This is a genomic window from Gilvimarinus gilvus, from assembly GCF_030518155.1.
GTDB lineage: Bacteria > Pseudomonadota > Gammaproteobacteria > Pseudomonadales > Cellvibrionaceae > Gilvimarinus > Gilvimarinus gilvus.
Window position 1 is genome coordinate 60,244 of record NZ_JAULRU010000692.1, and the last position, 20,367, is coordinate 80,610.

Consider the following 20,367-nt stretch of genomic DNA (forward strand, 5'->3'; position numbering starts at 1 on the left):
CATGATTAAGAATATTGCATTTATCGGCGCTGGCAACATGGCCGGCGCCATTATCAAGGGCCTGCTAGAACAGAACTATCCAGCGGCTTCCATTCAAGCGACTACACGCACCACAGCCAGCGCCGAGCGCGCCGCCGCTGAGCTTGGTATCCACACATCTACCGACAACAGGGCGGCGGCCGAATGGGCCGATGTGATTGTGCTTGCCGTCAAACCGCAGATGCTTCAGGCCACCTGCGAAGGCCTCGCAGACTCAATAAACACACAGCTAATCGTCTCCGTGGCGGCAGGTATTGATACGGCCAGCATCGCCCGTTGGCTCGGGAACGAAGTGGCGGTCGTACGCAGTATGCCCAACACCCCATCACAGGTGGGCGTCGGGGCCAGCGGCCTGTACGCTAACACTCGGGCAAGCGCAGCGGACAAAGCCTTTGCCGAGCAAATCGCCACCGCAACGGGCCTGTGCGTGTGGGTACAAGATGAGGCGCAAATGCACGCAATTACGGCCGTTTCTGGCTCGGGCCCGGCGTATTACTTTCTGTTTATGGAGGCTATGATTCGCGCTGGCGTTAAGCTCGGCCTCACCCCGGACACTGCGCGTCAGCTTACCCTGCAGACAGCCTTGGGCGCCGCGACACTGGCCGGCCAGGTCGATGTGCCGGTGGATGAACTCAAGCGCCGGGTTATGTCACCAGGCGGCACCACGGAGCGAGCCATCAGCGCCTTTGAGGCTGGCAATCTACCGCAATTGGTGGAGCAGGCCATGACCGATTGCGCCGCGCGCTCACAAACCCTAGCGGATGAGCTGGCAAAATAAATATCCGCCCCCATATCCCAACATTATGGCCAAAGGCATCGAATTTAACACTGAGGAAAGCCGATGAATACCCTACAGCAAATGCTGATTTATCTGATTCAGACCCTTGGGTCACTGTATATGCTGATCATTTTGCTGCGGTTTTTGCTGCAGCTGGTACGCGCCGATTTTTACAACCCTATTTCACAGGGCATCAGCAAGGCCACCAACTTGTTTTTGCTACCTTTACGCAGGGTCATTCCCGGCGTCTACGGCATTGACATGGCCGCACTGGTGCTGGCCCTGTTGCTGCAATGGGCAGCCGGACAGCTGATATACCTTATCGCCGCTCAGGGCCTACTCAACCCGCTGTTGATCTTACCCATGGGGTTAATAGGTATCCTGAAAATGCTGGTACAGATCTATTTTGTCGGCATGATCATTTACATTATCGCGAGCTGGATTGCCCCTTTTAGCCAGAACCCCGCGCTGGTCCTTATGCGCCAACTGATTGAACCGGCAATGGCGCCGCTGCGCAAAGTCATCCCCGCCATGGGCCCAATTGACATTACACCGATCTTTTTCTTTTTGATTTTGAACCTGTTTAACCAGTTCTTAATCCCCGCGCTGGCGCAAACATTGGGGGTAGGCGGCCTGTTACTCGGTTTTTAACGATGAAATGACCGATAGTCCCCCTAATTGCCCCGCCAGTCAGGCTAATACCGTGTTCAGCTAGCGACTCGGGGCGTTTTAGGCTTTAATGGCGAATACCGTCAGTAGAAGCTAAAACAATTGGGATAATTAAAAATACAATGGACATCAAGGCACTACACAGACAAATGGCTCAGTACAGCGCTTGGAAAAGTGCGCTGGATACGCGCTTAGAGGGCTTTTGCCAGTGGAGTGAAAAGCACAAACTGGTGACCGCCGACGCCTTGAGCTATCTCCACAGAGCGCGCACATTACTCGGCGGTGATCAGTTCACCATTGCCTGTGTGGGGGAGTTCTCCCGGGGCAAAACCGAACTCATTAACGCGCTGCTCTTTTCCGACACGACCAAACGCTTGCTTCCGTCCCAGCCGGGCCGAACTACCATGTGTCCGACGGAAATTTTCTGGGACCCACAGCAACCCAAAAACTGCGTGCGCTTGCTGCCTATAGAAACCCGTCGGTCCTCGGCCAGCATGCAGAGCTTTAAGCGCATACCGCAAAACTGGTTCACCATCGGTTTCGATCCGAATAACCACGACTCGGTAGTGGAGGCGATCGGTCAGGTGTCAGCCAGCAAGATGGTCACCCGCAAAGAGGCCGCTCGCCTCGGTTTTAACGCCACCGAGCTCGAAATAGACGAGCAAACCGGTCAGGTGCAAATCCCCACCTGGCGTCACGCACTGATTAACTTTGATCACCCGCTATTGCGAGAAGGCCTGCGTATTGTCGACACGCCGGGGCTCAATGCCCTCGGTAATGAGCCCGAACTCACCCTAAAAACCCTGCCGGATGCGCAGGCAATTTTGTTTTTGCTGGCGGCAGACAGCGGCGTCAGCGCCAGTGACATGACCATTTGGCGCGACCACATTGCAGGGCTGCGCGAAGACAATTGCACAGCCGTGCTGGCACTGTTGAATAAAATCGACACACTGTGGGACGAGCTAACACCGCCTGCCGAAATTGCTGAAAATATTGAACACGTACGCCTGCAAACCGCCAAGCATTTGGGGCTGGCTCCGGAGCATGTCCTGCCTATCTCAGCCAAAAAAGCTCTGACCGCCAAAGTTAGGCAGCGCCGCGCTGACTTGCTGCAGAGTAATTTCCCACAGCTCGAGCAGCGCCTGGCCGAGTGCATTCTGCGCTCACAACAGCAGATCATCAGCCATCGGCTGGTCAGTAATAGTCACGATATGATCGTCAATACATACAACAGCCTGACTCGGCGCATTGACGACAGTGAAAATGAACTGCAAGCTCTTATGCAAACCAGCGATACCGGCCTGGACCAAGAGCTTGACCGCCAGCGCGAGAAAATTCGCACCGCTCACCACCGCTACCACAAGCAGTCGCTGTCCCTCAAAACCAGTCAGCGCATGCTGAATAATCAGCGCACCTCACTGTTAGCGCCGGTTGAGGAAAACAAACTACAGCGGCTCAGTGAAGAAGCGCAAGAGCGCATGAACCAAAGTTGGACGACGATGGGACTGTCGCAGGCCATCGGTGATTTCTTTGACGATGTCGATGCCAGCATTAATCATTTGATACGCGAAGTTGAGCGAGCCAATAAGGTGTTGTCCAGCATTTACGACCGACCCGAGCACGGCCTTGACGCCTTGGCTATGGCCAACAACCACAAGCTCAACATCACCAGCCACCGCCGCCGCTTGCGCAACTTAGAAAATAACGCCGATCGTTTGCGGCGCTCGCTCAACAGCGTATTGGCGACCAAAAGCACCCTAATTAATCGCTTTTTGGCCACTTTGGTGAAAGAGGTCAATAGCCTGTTCAGTGATTTGCGTAACGACATCAACAACTGGCTGCAAGATGCTTTAACCCCCCTAACACATCACAACCAACACCAGAAAAAACTTTTGGAACATCACATGATGCGCCTCGGAGAACTGCGTTCGCAAACGCATGGCCGCAAAGACCAGCTGCAAAGTCTTGAACAGGCATTACAGGTGCTGTCCACCGCGCGCGGAGACCTCGAACCCCTGTTTCTGGAGGTCACTCGCACCCCAGAGGCAAGGCCGGTGGAACAAGCCCAGGTGGTATCACTGCAGCAAGCCCGCGCGCAAGCCCAAAACTAGCAGCCTGCTAGACTGTCACACCAACGCCACTTGCAGGTATTCAAGCGCGACTTTAGACTTGCGCTTTTACCGGCGTATCCGGTGATCACCAAGAGACATCGATGACAAAGACTTTCGCGCCTGACTCAGTGGGTCTGGTTACACCCTTTACCGTGCAGTTTGATGAGCCTTTGGATCTGGCCTGCGGCCGCACGCTGAGCAACTACGAGCTCGTGGTGGAAACCTATGGCACCCTCAATGCCAATAAATCTAACGCAATTTTGATTTGTCACGCCTTGTCGGGCAATCATCATGCGGCGGGCTTCCACAGTGAAGACGACCGTAAACCCGGCTGGTGGGACGGCTACATTGGCCCGGGCAAAGCCATTGATACCAACAAATTTTTCATCGTATCGCTGAACAATTTGGGCGGCTGTAGCGGCTCCACCGGGCCACGCAGTATTAACCCAGACACTGGCAAACCATGGGGCGCAGACTTTCCCAAGCTTCGCGTTCGCGATTGGGTTCACTCGCAGGCTCGCCTCGCCGACTCGCTCGGCATAAACCAATGGGCGGCCGTGATTGGCGGCAGCCTGGGTGGCATGCAGGCCATGCGCTGGGCGCTGGAATACCCAAGCCGGGTGCGCAACTGTGTGGTCATAGCCTCAGCCATGAAGCTGAGCGCACAAAATATCGCGTTTAACGAAACCGCGCGTCAAGCGATTATCAGTGACCCAGAATTTCACAACGGCAATTACTTAGACCACAATACCTACCCCAAAAACGGCTTGGCTATTGCCCGTATGATCGGCCACATTACCTATTTATCTGACGACGTAATGGGCGAGAAGTTTGGCCGTGACTTAAGGAGTGGAAGCTTTGACCAGGGCTTGGATGAGTTGGTGGAATTCCAGGTGGAAAGTTATCTGCGCTACCAAGGTGACTCCTTTTCTAAAAACTTTGATGCCAACACCTATATTTTGATGACGCGAGCGCTAGACTATTTTGATCTGGCGCGCGAGTACGGCGACGATGCCGCCGCCGCATTTCGCCGCGCACAATGTGACTTTTATGTTGCGTCTTTTACCACCGACTGGCGCTTCCCTATCGAACGATCGCGTGAAATTGTCGATGCGCTTATCTCTGCACAAAAAAATGTCAGCTACACAGAGGTGGAGTCCCCCTACGGGCACGATGCCTTCCTGCTACCCAACGAACATTACTGCGAATCTTTTAGTCGCTATCTGGCCGGCATCGACACGGAGTAACTATGCGATTTGACTTTAACCAGCTACAGGGGATGATTAGCGAGCGCAGCCGGGTTCTCGACCTCGGATGCGGTGATGGCGCCTTGCTAAAATTGTTAGCGGACAGCAAGCAAGTCAGCGGCTATGGTTTAGAAATTGATCCCGAACAAATTCAAAAATGCATTTCCCGGGGTGTTAACGTCATTAATCAAAACCTTGATCGCGGCCTCGGTAATTTTGAAGATGACAGTTTCGATACCGTGCTTATGACACAGGCGCTACAAACCATGCGCTACCCGCACAAGGTTCTGGACGAAATGCTACGCGTCGGCAAAGAATGCATCATTACTTTTCCCAATTTCGGCCACTGGAAAGCGCGCTGCCACCTGGCTTTTAAGGGACGCATGCCAGTATCTGACTTGCTGCCGTACGAGTGGTATGACACTCCCAATATTCACTTTTGCACCTTTACCGACTTTGAGGTCTTGTGCCGTGAAAAAAGTATTAACGTACTGCACCGCCAGGTTGTCAATGAACGTTCAGCTCAACTTTTAGGCAACCTGGCGCCCAACCTGTTTGGCGAAACCGCCATTTATCGCCTCAGTAAATAGGTAACCAACATGAAGCATTCCAACCGACTTAGCCGCTCCTTGTGGCTGCGCTTCTCCACAGCATTGCTGATGATGGCTTGCGCATCCTTTACCCTGGCAACTCCACGTGAGATTCCCGATGCGCGGATACTTGAGCAAAATGATCGCAGTAAAGTATTCAGTGAATACACGGTCCACTTTAGCGTTTTTAATAGCGCCTTCGTACCGGCTAGCGTTGCCGAGATATACAACATTACACGCGGTAAAAATCGGGTATTGATAAACATCAGCGTCACCAAAACCGGCGGCGACGCCTCCGACCTTGGCCTGCCTGCAACCGTGAGCGGCACCGCGACAAATTTAATTCAGCAACAACAGGTACTGGATTTTCAAACCATCAGCGAAGGCGAGGCCACCTACTTTATCGCAGAACTCAAGCATACTAATGAAGAGGTCTATAATTTCGCCATTAACGTGACGCCAAAAGTCAGTGACAAGCCCCTGCATGTTGCTTTCTCGCGCAAACTCTACATTAAAGATAAGGACTGATCGTGCAAAAAATCGTACTGGCCAGCTCCAACCCCGGCAAGCTGAAAGAGTTTAACCAGCTGCTGGGCGGTGCCGGTTTTGCAGTGCTGCCACAGTCGGAATTCGACGTGGTTGACGCCGAAGAAACCGGCTTAAGCTTTGTCGAAAATGCGATTATTAAGGCGCGTAACGCATGTGAGGCGACGGGATTGCCCGCGTTGGCGGACGACTCCGGCATTGAGGTAGACGCGCTTGATGGTCGCCCCGGCATATATTCAGCACGTTTTTCAGGCCCCGATGCCAGCAATGCCAGCAATAACCAAAAACTACTGCAAGACCTGACCAATGTCAGCGAAAAAGATCGCACGGCACGCTACCAATGCGTTCTGGTCTACATGCGCCACGCCCAGGACCCTACTCCCATAATTTGTCAGGGTAGCTGGGAAGGGCGTATTCTCGAGGCCCCCCGCGGCGAAGGTGGATTTGGCTACGACCCATTATTTTACGTGCCTTCCCACGACTGTGCCGCGGCCGAGCTAAGTAAAGAAGAAAAAAGCCAAATCAGTCATCGCGCTTCGGCCTTAAAAATGCTTTTGGCAGAGCTGTCTTAGGGCCTGCTGAACTCCACTGACTACTTTGCAACCCACTCCTCCCTAACACCTTAGCATGTTGCTCTGCCGCCCCCTATTGCAATTCCACCCCAAATGTGAATAATTATCACTTAGATTATCAATTATATTACTGGGGAGTTAGGTTTTGTCGTATTCAGAAATACAAGGTCGTAAATGCATACTCGGAGTCGCCAGCGCAGTTGCTCTGCTGAGCACTGCACAGGTCAGTGCGGAACATGAAAAGCGAGTAATCGAAGAGATGGTCATTACCGCCTCCGGTTTTGAGCAAAAGTTGACCGATGCTCCCGCCAGCATCTCGGTAATCGATCAGACCGAAATCTTGACCCGCCCCCACGTTAACCTGCTCGATATGTTGAAGTACCAGGAAGGTATTGATATCGGCACCACCCGCGATAAAACCGGTCAGGGTAGCGTCAGCATGCGCGGCTTAACCGGCGAGTACACCCTGTACCTTATCGATGGCAAACGTCAGAATAACCACGGCGACATTTACCCAAATAATTTTGGAGGCAATGCGTTTGGCCATATGCCACCGGCTGAGGCCATCGAGCGTATCGAGGTCATTCGCGGGCCCGCCTCGACCCTGTATGGCGCGGACGCTATGGGTGGTGTCATTAATATCATTACCAAAAAAGTCACCGACCGCTGGCACGGCACCGCCAACTTCGCCGGCAATATTCAAGAAAATAGCGACTTTGGCAATGCAGTACAGGCCGACTTTTCGGCCTCGGGCCCCCTTATTGCGGACACCCTGGCCTTAGGGGTACGCGGCAGCATCTATGAAACCGAAGCCTCCTCGCCCGAGTTTGAGCCCGCCATCGACCCCAATGGCGAAATTCACCACCGCAGCCTTGGCTTTGGCGGTGGCGGCCGCACGGTAGACAGCGAAACTCAGGAGTACGGTGTTTCCTTAACCTACACCCCCAACAGCAAGAACACCCTGCGATTTGATTACGATTATTCCGAGCAGGTCTACGACAATACCCCGTTCAACAACCCAGACACGGGCGAGCTGTCTTACCCACTCGGCACCAAAGACAACATCGCAGCACTGTGGCAAGCCCGCGGTGGTCAGGTAAACCCGCGCGCAGGCTACGCAGCCGACCAGGAGTTTAACCGGCAGTGGTGGTCGCTAAGTCACGATGCAAGCTGGGGCTTTGGCAGCAGCAGCCTCTCGCTTTCTTATGTCGATACCGCCAACGATGGCCGCACGCTGCCCCTCATCGTTGCCGAGCGGCTGGAGTTACAAGAAATGTACGACGGCGTGGGTGACTACGCAGGCATGAGTGAAGAGGAGCGCCGCAATCTGGCAGAAGCCACCTTTTTACCGCGCCCCGATCGCCCACTCGATAGCCGCCAATACACACTGGACGGGCGCGTCGACATTCCGCTGCGCGCGCTGGGCAGCCATAACCTGGTTATCGGCGGCCAAGTCATCGACGGTGAGCTGGAGGACGGCGTATTCGGTATGGAGAGCAACCAGCCGGGTGCCACCCAAAAACAGCAAATGTACTCTTTGTTTATTGAAGACAGCTGGACCCCGGTAACGCCCTTTACCATAACGGCCGGGGTTCGCTACGACGAGCACGATGTCTTTGGCAGCCAGGTATCACCGCGTTTGTACGGGGTTTACACTATTAGCGATAATTGGACGGTAAAAGGCGGCGTCGCTACCGGCTATAAAACACCACAGACCACAGACCTTTACGATGGAATCACCGGCTTTGGTGGTCAAGGGACATCGCCTTTTGCCGGCAACCCCGACCTTCAGCCGGAAACCAGCGTAAACAGTGAAGTCGCCGTTTACTGGACGAGCGATCACGGTCACAACTTTAACGCCACCTACTTCAACACCGCGTTCGACGACAAAATTGCCCGCGGTGACACCATTTACAGCTGCGAAACCACAGGCGGTCAACGTCCATGTGTCAACCTGGGTGCGTACGACGCCCTTGGCTACGACACCTACAGCCAAAAGATCAACATCGACGAAGTCGCAATTCAAGGGGTGGAGGTTGCGGGGCGCTATATCTTCAGCGACAACTGGTCACTCAACGCCAACTACACCTGGACCGACAGTGAGCAAAAAAGTGGGCCGCAGGAAGGTCAGCCATTAACCAACACTGCGGAACACATGGCCAACGCCTCACTCAACTGGACCATACTGCCCAACCTGAGTATGTCGTTGCAGGCGGAACTGCGCTCTGATCGCTACCGCAGCTGGGACACCGTAATGGACAAGCCACGTTACTTCGAAAACTATGAACTATTCCACTTAGGCCTGACCTACGAGGTGACTGAATACCTAACCGTGTTTGGCCGCGTAAATAATTTAATGAATGAAGATTTCACCTCCTATTCCACCGAGTACATCGACCTCGACGGCGATGGGGTTTACACCCTGGCCTCTGGCCGCGGCGCCGTCAGCGAAGTTGTCTTTACCGACGACTACAACGTCAAAGACGCCGGCCGCAATTTTTGGGTGAGTGTGCAGCTAAGCTTCTAATCAATCGCCTGCAGTACACGATCTTTCACATCGGGCCCTACGGGCCCGTTTCTTATTTCGATCCCTACTCCTCGGTACTCCACACCTTCATCGTTTGCGCCGCCAACAACTGACAACCAGCCTCGGTTTTTACCCAGGTACGCATATAGTGATAGCGGTTGGCCCGGCGCGGTCCGTCGGTAAACTTGTCCACCGTCGACAGGCCCGTCACCACGGCGGTATTGCCTTGCCGCCTTATACTTACCTCAGTTTGTTCACGTGATTTTGGTGCCGTGTAGTTTTCTGCTACACGCGCCAAAAGCATGCTTTTGGTTTCGTACACCACGGCGTGATTGTGCACCCACACGTATTGGGGCAGCAGAGTATTCTCCAGAAAGTCGGCATCGGCCTGTCGAATGGCTTGCTCATAGGCGTAATCCAGAGCTTTGAGCTCTGTGGGCGCAAGGCAATCGGCGAAAACAGTAGGGCTGATGAACGTTAGCAACGCATACTTAACGAATCGAAACATAATTCCTGCCTGACCAGATTGATAATTGGTATGACCATACTATACTGGTCCCACAATAAGTCCAACAGCGGAGATACATCACCATGCAGCGCGCCCTACCTATTATTTTTCTACTGATCTGCGGCCCGCTGCTGGCAGACGAGCTGATGTCACTTAAGCCTGCCCACTCTATCGAGGCTTACCAAGTGTTGTCGAACGCGCTAAACCAACTGGATCAGGCAACCATCGAGCGGGAGCTGACAACACTGAATGCAAATAAGCTCAGCGAGGCTCCGGCCACCAAACGCTTTGGCTTCAATCCCGACGCGGCGCCGGAATTTTTTACCACCACGGAGGGCAAGCGCATCGCCGATATTGTTCTTTCCTATCAAACCCCATCCGGGGGCTGGTCCAAACGCACCGATATGAGCTTTGCACCGCGTCGGCCAGGCCAGGCATTTGGGGTCGAACAAAACTACATTCCAACTTTCGATAACGGCGCCACAACAACCCAAGTTTGGCTGCTGGCCAAAGCCCACCAGGCAACCGGGAATCCGAGCTACGCAAACGCGATTGAACGCGCCGTACAGCTGATGACTCTGGCACAGTACCCCAACGGCGGTTGGCCGCAAAATTTCCCACTCACCGGTGGCTATCACGATTACATCACCTACAACGATGATGTCACGGTTAAGCTACTGCAAGTGCTTAACAGCGCACGCCAGCAACAACCACCTTTTGATTTTATTGACGACAAACTGGCCGCGCGCGCCGAGCAGAGCTTTCAACGTGGCCTCAGCTCAGTACTGGCCACGCAGATCAAGGTCGGCGATACCGCCACCCTTTGGGGAGCCCAGCACCACCACAAAACACTCGAACCCATTAACGCACGCAAGTTCGAACCCATTGCCCTGGCCACAGCCGAAAGCGCAGACCTGGTCGAATTTTTAATGACACTGGACAATCCCAACGCGGATATCAAACAAGCCATTGTTGCCGCCCACAACTGGTTCGCAGCAAACAAAATATACGGCTACCAATGGGGTAAGCAAACCTCCAGGCACAACGCCCTCACCCCAGCCCCAGGCGCCGGGCCACTGTGGGGCCGCTTTTGCGAAATCGGCACCAACCGCCCGGTGTTCGGCGACCGCGACGGCTCCGTGCACTACGAGGTCAGTGAAATCTCCACCGAACGCCGCGACGGCTACGCCTGGTACACCAGCAGCCCGAAGCGAGTGTTAAAGAAATTTCCCGCATGGAAGGCGAAGTATTTGGATTGAAAAAATTGTCAGACGTCTGAGGTCAGAAGTCTGACGCAAATGCGTCCAGCTTCCGACGTCAGACATCTAGCGATCTTTCATTCCCCGTTCCCCGTTCCCCGTTCCCATGCGACAATAGCGGCGCCATTTCCCAATCCGGTAATCCAGTGCTGACTCTTCCGCCTCTGTCTCTGTACATCCATATCCCCTGGTGCGTGCGCAAATGCCCTTATTGCGACTTTAACTCGCACCAGAGTGATACCCATGTACCGGAGCAAGCATATGTCGCGGCACTTGCCCGCGACCTCGCGGCAGATGCCGAGCTGGCACAGGGGCGCAGGCTTACCAGTATCTTTTTTGGCGGCGGCACACCTAGCTTATTTTCGTGTGCTGCTATTGGCGAGATACTCAACAGCGCCGAGCGCATTATTGGTTTCGAAGAAAATATCGAAATCACACTGGAGGCGAACCCAGGGACCTTTGAGCAAGACAAGTTTCGCGGCTTTCGCAGCGCAGGAGTCAATCGTCTGTCCATTGGTATTCAAAGCTTTAACGATGAACAGCTTCAGGCGCTGGGGCGAATTCACGATGGTGATGCGGCCCTAAAGGCCACGGACACAGCCCGCCGGGCAGGGTTCGACAACCTCAATCTGGATTTAATGCACGGCTTACCGGGCCAAAGTCTAGCCGCCGCCATGCAAGACCTGAACACCGCACTAGCGCTCGAGCCTGAACACCTAAGTTGGTATCAGCTCACCATTGAGCCCAACACCGTGTTCTACAGTAAACCCCCAACACTGCCTGTCGAGGACACTTTGGCAGACATACAAGATGTCGGCCATGACAAACTCCAACAAGCAGGCTTCAAGCGTTATGAAGTATCGGCCTACGCGCGTACTGCCCGCGCCAAACACAATATGAATTATTGGCAATTTGGCGACTATTTGGGTATTGGCGCCGGCGCCCACGGCAAATTCACCACCCCCAATAACGGCACCATTTTTCGCCAGTGGAAAACCCGCCAGCCCGATGCCTATCTCAATGCCGACGCTGGCCCTGGGCGTTTCCCCAACCCTTTTTGCGCCGGCCGCGAGGTTATAGAGCCCGACGCCAGAGCACTGGAATTTTTGCTCAATGCTCTGCGCCTAACTGAAGGCTGTGCACCCACTACTTTTACTGAGCGCACCGGCTTACCTCTTGATGCGCTAGAGCCTCACTGGCAGGAACTCGCCGGCAAAGGACTGGTGCAGTCGCGCAGCCAACGCATCGCTACCACCGAGCTGGGCATGCGTTTTCTAAACGATGTTTTAGGCGCCTACACCTGACCACAAACGGCTGGTTGGCCAAGTATCGATGATTGTCACCTGACAACCACACTTTCACTGCTACAATTAAATGAAAGAATTCGAACTGGATGCGCCGCCACCCAAATGTTGTCTTTTTCTAATTACGCTCGCGAGAACCCCATCGCTACCCGCCTGCTCGGGCTTATCATTCTTTGCAGCTCCTTAATCACTCTTATCGCCATCATATTGCAGCTCTATGCCAGCTTTAACGACGATATATCCTCGCTGGAAAAACGCCTCGATCAGGTACGTGTCAGTACGCTCGCGAGCATCACTAAAAGCCTGTGGGGGTTTGATCAGGAGCAGCTGCAAATTCAAGTCGACAGCGTGCTGGAAGTCGCCGATGTGGTTCTGGTCCAAGTGGACTGGCGCGACTGGAATAATCAATCGCAAATACTCACGGCGGCCAAACCGAACATCAATACCGAGGTAACCGAAAATAGCCCTACCCGGTTCTTAGTCAAGCGCTATGACCTCGTCTACGAGGATGAAACCACCAGCGCGCAACATCTGGGCACCCTGACTGTTACAGCCAATTTGTCGAGTATTTACGACAAGCTGTGGGAGCGGGCGCTGTTTATAGCCGCCATTCAGGGCACCAAAACCATGGTGGTGTCGCTGCTGATCTTGTGGCTCATCTACACCATGCTGACCCGCCATATGGTCACCATTGCCCAATACGCTCGCCAACTCAATTTGCAGAAACTGGCTACCCCGCTGACACTCAACCGTATCAAGGCCGACAAAGCCCCAGATGAACTGGACAACGTAACCGATGCCATCAACCACATGCGTGAAACCCTGCTCGACGATATTGAGCAGCGACGCTCAATGGAATTGGCGCTGTTAGCAGAAAAAGAAGAAAAGATTGAAACTCGTCGGCAAAAACTCGCTGCAGAAGACGCCAATCGCGCCAAGAGCCAATTCCTCGCTACCATGAGCCACGAAATTCGCACGCCGATGAATGGCGTTATAGGCATGGTGGAAATGTTGCGCGACACACCGCTCGACGACAACCAAAAGCATTACCTCGAGGTGATTCATCGCAGCGGCGAGACCCTGCTCGACATTATCAACGATATTCTCGATTACTCGAAAATTGAAGCGGGCAAAATGGCGCTGGAAACCGCTGAGCTTGAAGTTCGCACCCTGGTCGAAGACTGCATCCAACTGTTTGGGGCAACCGCCAATAAGCGCGGTATCGAGCTGTACTGCTATATACACCCGGACATTCCCACGAAGTTGCGCGGCGACCCCACCCGGCTGCGCCAAATAATCACGAACCTGGTGGGCAACGCCTTTAAATTCACCACCGATGGTTCGATCGCGGTAGAGGTAAAGCTGTGTGATGACAGCACACCGGTGGTCCCCAAACTGAGAGTCTCCGTCGCCGACACGGGTATTGGGATTAGCGAACAAGCGCAGAAGTATTTGTTCGACGCCTTTAATCAGGCCGACACTTCCACCACCCGCAATTACGGCGGCACAGGGCTCGGGCTCGCCATTTGTAAAAGCCTAACAGAGCTAATGCATGGCGATATAGGCGTGAACAGCACTAAGGGCATAGGCTCCACCTTTTGGTTCACCGCCTGCTTCGCCCCTTCGGCCAGCGCTGTCAGCTCGCCGGAGTCGCATCAGGCACTGGCCGGTAAGCGCCTTCTGGTTGCGGAGCCCAGTGCCGCCATTCGCGAACTGTTTGTGCATTACTGCAACCAATGGAACATTGAATTAGTCTGCCTTACTAGCGCCAGTGCAACCCTGGAACTACTTGAGCAGGACACCAATTTCAACTTCGCCATTCTCTGCCAACAATTGCCGGTGATGTCGGGCCTGCAGCTGACCGAACGTATCCGCCGGGAATTATCCGCAGAAAAACTGCCGGTGATACTCATGTCTGGCTCCGATGACCCACTGGCCACAAAAGCGCTAGAGCGGCTGGAGGTCGCTCAGGTTCTGCGCAAACCCGTTATCGAAATGAAGCTTTACGCCGCACTGTGCGCCAGCCTGGGCATCACGTTAGCAACCAGCGAACGCGAGCAAGCAACAACGTTGGCGAAGGAGCAACACTCTTTGGCGCACCTCAAGGTACTGGTAGCGGAGGATAATGCCGTCAACCGTATGGTCATCAAAGGCCTGCTAGGCAAACTGGCCGTTGAGCCGGTCATGGCCGAAAATGGCCGCCAGGCGTTTGAAGCCGTGCGCACCGCTGATCCGGCCTATGACTTAATTTTGATGGATTGCGAAATGCCGGAAATGGATGGCTTTGAAGCGACAGAGGCCATTCGCGACTATGAAAAACGTAATGCCTTACCCGCCACCACTATCGTGGCACTCACTGCACACGCCCTGCAAGAGCATCGCGAAGCCGTATTCGCCTGCGGCATGGACCACTTTTTATGCAAACCGATAACGCTGGACAGCCTCACCACCGCGCTTAACAAGCTCGGTCTGGCCCCCGGCAACAAAGTCGAAAGCCGTATTGCCGGGGGCTAACCAGTCCCGTTTTCCTTGCGCATAGACTCGCCCAATCAGCTCAATAGCGAACGCTTGCTTGAACGCAAGCCAAGGTATCCTTATTATTCGCATAGGGCCAAACGGACAGAAGGACTTTAATTCCTGCTCTCTGCCCCCATATACAAGGGCAACCCCACGACAATACACAGCACCTTTAATTACCCGATTGCGGGTTTGGAGATTTTTGCACTATGAGTAACGACACCATTGTTCACGTTACCGATGACTCTTTTGACGCCGACGTTCTGCAATCGGACGTACCCGTACTGGTCGATTTTTGGGCGGCCTGGTGCGGTCCTTGTAAAATGATCGCCCCGGTTCTCGATGAACTGGTTGACCAATACCAAGGTAAAATCAAGATTGCTAAAATGGATGTTGATGCCAACAAAGAAACGCCGGCCAAGTTCGGTATTCGCGGCATCCCGACCTTGATTATCTTCAAAGGCGGCAACGTTGAAAGTACCAAAGTTGGCGCCCTGTCGCGCCCACAGCTGGTAGAGTTCATCGAATCTGTCCTGTAAGTGCAACTGAACTTACCAAGGCAAGTGGCGCTGTCGTCTCACGGCAGTGCCAGTACAGCCACACTGTTTTCACGGGCTTTGCACTTTTCGAACTTTGCCGCTATACTCCAAGGCACTTGTAACAGCTCTCATAGATTCAGCCCCTGTATTCGCGTCACCAACCCGCCATATTAGGGCCGAAATAAAGACTCCCTGCTGATATTTCCAACTTCCAGAGCGTTTTCTGTGGGTATACACTAAGCCGGATAGTCTTGACTGAGCGTTGTAACAGAAATTTAATTGAAGTTAGCGTCACAAAACAACAAGATACACGCCAACTTAAACCAGATGCTTTCGCTCTGAAAACCCAAATTTTTATTTAGCCTGCCAAGCAGATATTCCTGCAAGCAATTTAACTATTCACAACCAAGTCCAACTGTATGAACCTTACCGATCTTAAAAAGAAACCCATTGAAGAACTGATTGATATCGCTCGCGAAACGGGGCAAGAAAATCTAGCCCGCTCCCGCAAACAAGACATCATCTTTAATATCCTGAAACGCCACGCCAAAAGTGGTGAGGACATCTACGGCGACGGCGTACTGGAAATCCTTCAGGATGGATTCGGCTTCCTGCGCTCCGCAGACAGTTCATACCTGGCAGGCCCCGACGACATTTACGTGTCCCCGAGCCAGATTCGCCGCTTTAACCTGCGCACCGGTGACACCATTGCGGGCAAGATTCGCCCTCCCAAAGAAGGCGAACGCTACTTCGCCTTGCTTAAAGTTAATGAAATTAATTTCGACAAGCCCGAGAGCTCCCGCAATAAAATTCTATTCGAAAACCTCACCCCGCTTTTCCCAGATCAGCGCCTAACACTAGAAACCGGTAACGGCTCGACAGAAGACTTGACCGGTCGCATTATCGATTTGATTTCACCCATCGGTAAAGGACAGCGCGGTTTGATTGTCGCGCCGCCCAAAGCCGGTAAAACCATCATGATGCAGAACATCGCTCAGGCCATTACCCGCAATAACCCCGAGTGCCACCTGATCGTACTGCTGATCGACGAGCGCCCGGAAGAAGTGACCGAAATGCAGCGCTCAGTGCGCGGCGAAGTGGTTGCCTCGACCTTTGATGAGCCACCGGCGCGTCACGTACAGGTAGCCGACATGGTGATTGAGCGTGCCAAGCGCTTGGTAGAGCACAAGAAAGACGTCATCATCTTGCTCGACTCTATTACCCGCCTTGCCCGCGCCTACAACACCGTCATCCCATCCTCCGGTAAAGTGCTTACCGGTGGTGTTGACGCCCACGCCCTGGAGCGTCCCAAGCGCTTCTTTGGTGCTGCGCGTAACATCGAAGAGGGCGGCAGCCTTTCCATTATCGCCACCGCTCTGGTAGACACCGGCTCGAAAATGGACGAAGTGATTTACGAAGAATTTAAAGGTACCGGTAACCTTGAGTTACACCTGGACCGCAAGATCGCCGAGAAGCGCATCTACCCAGCCATGAACGTGCGTCGCTCCGGCACCCGCCGCGAAGACCTGTTAATGAAAGACGATGAACTGCAACGCGTATGGATTTTGCGCCGCCTACTCAACGACATGGAAGACGTGAGCGCTACCGAGTTTTTGGTCGACAAGCTGAAAGACTTTAAAACCAACGATGAATTCTTCCTGTCCATGAAGAGAAAGTAAACAATCGGGATACGGTTGACAAATAACGGGGAACGAGACAGTTCCCCGTTTTTGATTAACCGTTTTCCGCGCCCCGTCACCCGTACTCCGGATCCATCATGAAATACACCGATCTTCGTGACTTTATCTCGCAACTGGAAGCGCGCGGCCAACTCAAGCGCATTAGCGTTGAAGTGGACCCCAATTTAGAGATGACCGAAATCTGTGACCGCACCCTGCGCGCCGGCGGCCCCGCTTTATTGTTTGAAAACCCCAAGGGGTACAATATTCCCGTACTCGGCAATTTATTCGGTACCCCTGAGCGAGTCGCCTTAGGTATGGGTGAGGAGTCGGTTAAGGAGTTGCGTGAAATCGGCAAACTGCTGGCTTTTTTAAAAGAGCCGGAACCACCCAAAGGCTTAAAAGACGCCTGGGAAAAACTGCCTATTTTTAAACAAGTGCTGAACATGGCACCCAAGGTATTAAAAAAAGCGCCCTGCCAGGATGTTGTACTTGAAGGCGACGCCATCGATTTAAACGCCCTACCCATCCAAACCTGCTGGCCCGGCGATGCCGCACCGTTAGTGACATGGCCTCTGGTGATTACCCGCGGCCCGCACAAAGAAAGGCAAAACCTCGGCATCTACCGCATGCAGAAGATCGGCAAAAACCGATTGATTATGCGCTGGCTCAGCCACCGTGGCGGTGCACTGGATTTTCGCGAGTGGCAAGCAGAGCATCCGGGCAAACCTTTTCCCGTAGCGGTAGCCCTAGGCGCCGATCCCGCCACTATTTTAGGCGCCGTCACTCCGGTACCGGATACCTTAAGCGAGTACGCCTTTGCCGGCCTGTTGCGGGGCGATAAAACCGAAGTGGTTCAAGCGGGCGACAACGAATTGCAGGTACCCGCGTCTGCAGAATTTATTCTAGAGGGCCATATCGCCCCCGATGATATAGCCCCCGAAGGCCCCTACGGCGACCATACCGGCTACTACAACGAAGTGGATAACTTCCCGGTGTTTACCGTTACCCGCATTACCCACAGGCGCGACCCGATATACCACAGTACCTATACCGGTCGCCCACCGGATGAACCCGCGGTATTGGGCCTTGCACTGAATGAAGTCTTCATTCCGCTACTGCAAAAACAGTTTCCGGAAATTGTCGACTTTTACCTGCCGCCAGAAGGCTGCTCATATCGCATGGCCGTTGTGACCATGAAAAAGCAGTACCCGGGCCACGCCAAGCGCGTGATGATGGGGGTTTGGTCATTCTTGCGCCAGTTTATGTACACCAAGTTTGTCATCGTCACCGATGACGATGTCAACGCCCGCGACTGGAACGACGTGATTTGGGCAATTACCACACGTATGGACCCCGCGCGCGATACCACTGTAGTGGAAAACACCCCTATTGATTATCTCGACTTTGCCTCGCCCGTGTCAGGCTTAGGCTCAAAAATGGGAATGGATGCCACCAATAAGTGGCCCGGTGAAACCGACCGCGAATGGGGTGAACCTATCGTCATGGACCAGGCCGTTAAAGATCGCGTGGACGCCCTGTGGGACGAGCTCGAGATTCTTTGACACCAGCAACCAATACTCCCGTGCACCGCCACAAGGCGTAGCGTTAATAATTGCTAAGTGTGCGGCACGGCGCTTGTAAGCCCAACCAGCGGCGTTTATCTTTACCTGCAAAGCCTAAGGGTCGACTCCTTGAGCGACCTAACACACCAAAACAATAGAATAATGGAGAAAAGTCATGCGTAAATTCATCGCTAAACTGGCCCTTATGGTCGGCTTAATGACCGCGGCCTTGCCAGCTCTGGCCGAACAGTTCAGTGTACTGCTGTTCACCAAAACCGCCGGCTGGCATCACGAGTCTATTAACGCCGGCGTGACCGCCATGAAGAAAATGGCCGAGCGACATCACTTCAAACTCGACTGGCACGAGATGTCCAGCGTGTTCGCCGATGACCGCTTGAAAAACTACGACGCCGTCGTCTTTCTCAACACCACCGCCGACATCCTCAACGATGACCAGCAAGCCGCGATGGAGCGCTTTATTCAATCCGGCAAAGGTTTCGTCGGCATTCACTCTGCATCCGACACCGAATACGAATGGGACTGGTACACCAAAATGGTGGGCCGCACCTTCCACATTCACCCAGCCATTCAAACCGCTGAAATCGATGTGATCGATCGCAAGTTCCCAGGCGTTGAACGCATGCCCGACACCTTCTTGTGGACCGATGAATTTTACGAGTTTGGCGCCGAACGCATCGACAGCCTGAATTACATCCTCTCAATCGATGAGAGCACCTACGACCCTGTCGCCGACTGGGGCCGCGTTGCCGGTGAAGGTATGGGCGACTTCCACCCCATTGCCTGGTACCACGAATACGACGGCGGCCGCGCCTTCTACACTGGCCTTGGTCACGTACCCTCCACCTTTGAAGACAAAATGTTCTTAGAACACATTTATGGTGGTTTGTATTGGGCAGCTACCGGTAAAGGTATGCGCAAGTAATTATTAGCCGTTTGGCTGCATTAAAAGGCGAGCTTTTTGCTCGCCTTTTTTTGTTTTTGCGGTTTTCTTTGTGCGTCTAATCTAAGGTGTCCATTATCAGACTTTTGCGCCCTATTTCGCTGGGCGGGCGAGTTACTTTTTTGGTGAGCAAGACATAGCCGGTCGCTTTTGCGCTTTCATGCGCTCGCAACAAAGCGGGCCCCGTCGGGGCTCCCTCACTCCGGATTACTTTAGCAGGCCGTATCGACAGGCGATGACCCATGCCACCCTCTCTCGCTCTACGAGCCATTCACGTCGCCCATGCGCGTTTACCCACTAAAACAAACCTCCTCTCGGCTCATGGGCACGGAGCCTTGCTAAGCAAGGCTCCGTGACTAATACCCCTTGGCGAATCGAGACTCCACTTGCAAATAACCGTTCGGGTCGGGGTGCTTGGCCCAGATTTTCTGCCACTGCTCGCCGGCAAAAAGTTGTTCATTGGTTTTTGCTCGCTCTTGCATAGAGCCCCAACGAATAATCCAGGTGACATTTGCTGAACCTAGGCTCAACTCCATAGGGCTGGCACCGTTTATCTCTGGCGCTTGGGCGTTGCCCACCCAAAAACCTACCACGTTCAGATTCTCCCGAAGAAAAGGAGCCGCCTCCTCAAGCAGCCAGACTTTATAAGCATCAAATTGGGCTGGATCATAATGATAATTGCGAATCTCGAATATCGCTTGATCATCCACACTGTCAGAGGATTGCTCCTCGGCATTTACAGCCGAAGCACATAGCAATCCGAAAATAACCAAATAACTTAGTAATATTTTTCTCATTTTTATTTTCTCAGTAATGAATGGCACTTACTTAAGCTTTTTCGGATGACCACTCTTTCTGACTTCTTCGCGTGCTTGATCTCTTGGTTTTAACAGTAGTGGGAACGGTTTTGGCCTTCTCTTGACGGCTCGGGGCTCTATACGCCTAGGTCGATTACC

17 protein-coding genes are annotated in these 20,367 nt (G+C 53.5%); 15 read left to right on the plus strand and 2 right to left on the minus strand.

The features are described 5' to 3' along the window. Position 1: 1 nt before the first annotated feature. The 8 genes from proC to QWI17_RS17315 all read left to right on the plus strand — a co-directional run bounded on the left by proC (position 2) and on the right by QWI17_RS17315 (position 9,079). Positions 2 to 817: a pyrroline-5-carboxylate reductase gene (gene proC, locus QWI17_RS17280; protein WP_302723769.1), complete on the plus strand. Its 816-nt coding sequence runs from the start codon at positions 2 to 4 to the stop codon at positions 815 to 817. Positions 818 to 880: 63 nt separating this feature from the next. Next, positions 881 to 1,468, plus strand: coding sequence for a YggT family protein (locus QWI17_RS17285; RefSeq protein ID WP_302723770.1), 588 nt, complete (start codon positions 881 to 883; stop codon positions 1,466 to 1,468). Between the two features lie 167 nt (positions 1,469 to 1,635). Further along, complete coding sequence (locus QWI17_RS17290) at positions 1,636 to 3,597, plus strand: dynamin family protein (protein WP_302723771.1); 1,962 nt, start codon at positions 1,636 to 1,638, stop codon at positions 3,595 to 3,597. 101 nt (positions 3,598 to 3,698) lie between these two features. Beyond that, on the plus strand, positions 3,699 to 4,844 hold the full coding sequence (metX, locus tag QWI17_RS17295; RefSeq protein ID WP_302723772.1) for a homoserine O-succinyltransferase MetX: 1,146 nt from the start codon (positions 3,699 to 3,701) through the stop codon (positions 4,842 to 4,844). Between the two features lie 2 nt (positions 4,845 to 4,846). Then, complete coding sequence (gene metW / locus QWI17_RS17300) at positions 4,847 to 5,434, plus strand: methionine biosynthesis protein MetW (protein ID WP_302723773.1); 588 nt, start codon at positions 4,847 to 4,849, stop codon at positions 5,432 to 5,434. A gap of 9 nt (positions 5,435 to 5,443) precedes the next feature. Continuing rightward, positions 5,444 to 5,962, plus strand: a complete 519-nt coding sequence (locus QWI17_RS17305) for a DUF4426 domain-containing protein (RefSeq protein WP_302723774.1) — start codon at positions 5,444 to 5,446, stop codon at positions 5,960 to 5,962. After that, on the plus strand, positions 5,962 to 6,552 hold the full coding sequence (gene rdgB / locus QWI17_RS17310) for an RdgB/HAM1 family non-canonical purine NTP pyrophosphatase (protein ID WP_302723786.1): 591 nt from the start codon (positions 5,962 to 5,964) through the stop codon (positions 6,550 to 6,552). The genes QWI17_RS17305 and rdgB overlap by 1 nt, the downstream gene beginning before the upstream one ends. A 145-nt stretch (positions 6,553 to 6,697) precedes the next feature. Then, entirely contained in the window at positions 6,698 to 9,079 is a 2,382-nt protein-coding gene (locus QWI17_RS17315) for a TonB-dependent receptor domain-containing protein (protein WP_302723775.1), read from the plus strand. 64 nt (positions 9,080 to 9,143) lie between these two features. Here QWI17_RS17315 and QWI17_RS17320 read toward each other — a convergent pair whose 3' ends face one another. Continuing rightward, entirely contained in the window at positions 9,144 to 9,587 is a 444-nt protein-coding gene (locus QWI17_RS17320) for a nuclear transport factor 2 family protein (RefSeq protein ID WP_302723776.1), read from the minus strand. An 83-nt stretch (positions 9,588 to 9,670) separates the two neighbouring features. On the opposite strand from QWI17_RS17320, the gene pelA reads away from it, so the two are divergent. From pelA to QWI17_RS17355, 7 genes are all read left to right on the plus strand, one after another. Next, positions 9,671 to 10,846 carry a pectate lyase gene (gene pelA / locus QWI17_RS17325; RefSeq protein WP_302723777.1) on the plus strand — a complete coding sequence of 392 codons (1,176 nt, stop codon included), beginning with the start codon at positions 9,671 to 9,673 and terminating at the stop codon, positions 10,844 to 10,846. A 146-nt stretch (positions 10,847 to 10,992) separates the two neighbouring features. Continuing rightward, positions 10,993 to 12,150: a radical SAM family heme chaperone HemW gene (gene hemW / locus QWI17_RS17330; protein WP_302723778.1), complete on the plus strand. Its 1,158-nt coding sequence runs from the start codon at positions 10,993 to 10,995 to the stop codon at positions 12,148 to 12,150. Between the two features lie 105 nt (positions 12,151 to 12,255). Continuing rightward, positions 12,256 to 14,664 (plus strand): response regulator, encoded by a 2,409-nt coding sequence (locus QWI17_RS17335; protein WP_302723779.1) that lies wholly within the window; start codon positions 12,256 to 12,258, stop codon positions 14,662 to 14,664. Positions 14,665 to 14,876: 212 nt separating this feature from the next. After that, positions 14,877 to 15,206, plus strand: a complete 330-nt coding sequence (trxA, locus tag QWI17_RS17340; protein WP_302723780.1) for a thioredoxin TrxA — start codon at positions 14,877 to 14,879, stop codon at positions 15,204 to 15,206. A gap of 419 nt (positions 15,207 to 15,625) precedes the next feature. Beyond that, positions 15,626 to 16,885, plus strand: coding sequence for a transcription termination factor Rho (gene rho, locus QWI17_RS17345; protein WP_302723781.1), 1,260 nt, complete (start codon positions 15,626 to 15,628; stop codon positions 16,883 to 16,885). A gap of 98 nt (positions 16,886 to 16,983) precedes the next feature. After that, entirely contained in the window at positions 16,984 to 18,450 is a 1,467-nt protein-coding gene (ubiD, locus tag QWI17_RS17350; RefSeq protein WP_302723782.1) for a 4-hydroxy-3-polyprenylbenzoate decarboxylase, read from the plus strand. A 175-nt stretch (positions 18,451 to 18,625) separates the two neighbouring features. Next, on the plus strand, positions 18,626 to 19,393 hold the full coding sequence (locus QWI17_RS17355) for a ThuA domain-containing protein (RefSeq protein ID WP_302723783.1): 768 nt from the start codon (positions 18,626 to 18,628) through the stop codon (positions 19,391 to 19,393). Positions 19,394 to 19,767: 374 nt separating this feature from the next. Here the strand turns inward: QWI17_RS17355 and QWI17_RS17360 are convergent, their stop codons facing one another. Beyond that, positions 19,768 to 20,208 carry a hypothetical protein gene (locus tag QWI17_RS17360; RefSeq protein WP_302723784.1) on the minus strand — a complete coding sequence of 147 codons (441 nt, stop codon included), beginning with the start codon at positions 20,206 to 20,208 and terminating at the stop codon, positions 19,768 to 19,770. Positions 20,209 to 20,367 lie beyond the last annotated feature (159 nt).

Bases quoted from the DNA above. Each gene is read 5' to 3' on its own strand.
- proC (WP_302723769.1), top strand. From the start codon at position 2: ATGATTAAGAATATTGCATTTATCGGCGCTGGCAACATGGCCGGCGCC.
- QWI17_RS17285 (WP_302723770.1), top strand. From the start codon at position 881: ATGAATACCCTACAGCAAATGCTGATTTATCTGATTCAGACCCTTGGG.
- QWI17_RS17290 (WP_302723771.1), top strand. From the start codon at position 1,636: ATGGCTCAGTACAGCGCTTGGAAAAGTGCGCTGGATACGCGCTTAGAG.
- metX (WP_302723772.1), top strand. From the start codon at position 3,699: ATGACAAAGACTTTCGCGCCTGACTCAGTGGGTCTGGTTACACCCTTT.
- metW (WP_302723773.1), top strand. From the start codon at position 4,847: ATGCGATTTGACTTTAACCAGCTACAGGGGATGATTAGCGAGCGCAGC.
- QWI17_RS17305 (WP_302723774.1), top strand. From the start codon at position 5,444: ATGAAGCATTCCAACCGACTTAGCCGCTCCTTGTGGCTGCGCTTCTCC.
- QWI17_RS17320 (WP_302723776.1), bottom strand. From the start codon at position 9,587: ATGTTTCGATTCGTTAAGTATGCGTTGCTAACGTTCATCAGCCCTACT.
- pelA (WP_302723777.1), top strand. From the start codon at position 9,671: ATGCAGCGCGCCCTACCTATTATTTTTCTACTGATCTGCGGCCCGCTG.
- QWI17_RS17335 (WP_302723779.1), top strand. From the start codon at position 12,256: ATGTTGTCTTTTTCTAATTACGCTCGCGAGAACCCCATCGCTACCCGC.
- trxA (WP_302723780.1), top strand. From the start codon at position 14,877: ATGAGTAACGACACCATTGTTCACGTTACCGATGACTCTTTTGACGCC.
- rho (WP_302723781.1), top strand. From the start codon at position 15,626: ATGAACCTTACCGATCTTAAAAAGAAACCCATTGAAGAACTGATTGAT.
- ubiD (WP_302723782.1), top strand. From the start codon at position 16,984: ATGAAATACACCGATCTTCGTGACTTTATCTCGCAACTGGAAGCGCGC.
- QWI17_RS17355 (WP_302723783.1), top strand. From the start codon at position 18,626: ATGCGTAAATTCATCGCTAAACTGGCCCTTATGGTCGGCTTAATGACC.
- QWI17_RS17360 (WP_302723784.1), bottom strand. From the start codon at position 20,208: ATGAGAAAAATATTACTAAGTTATTTGGTTATTTTCGGATTGCTATGT.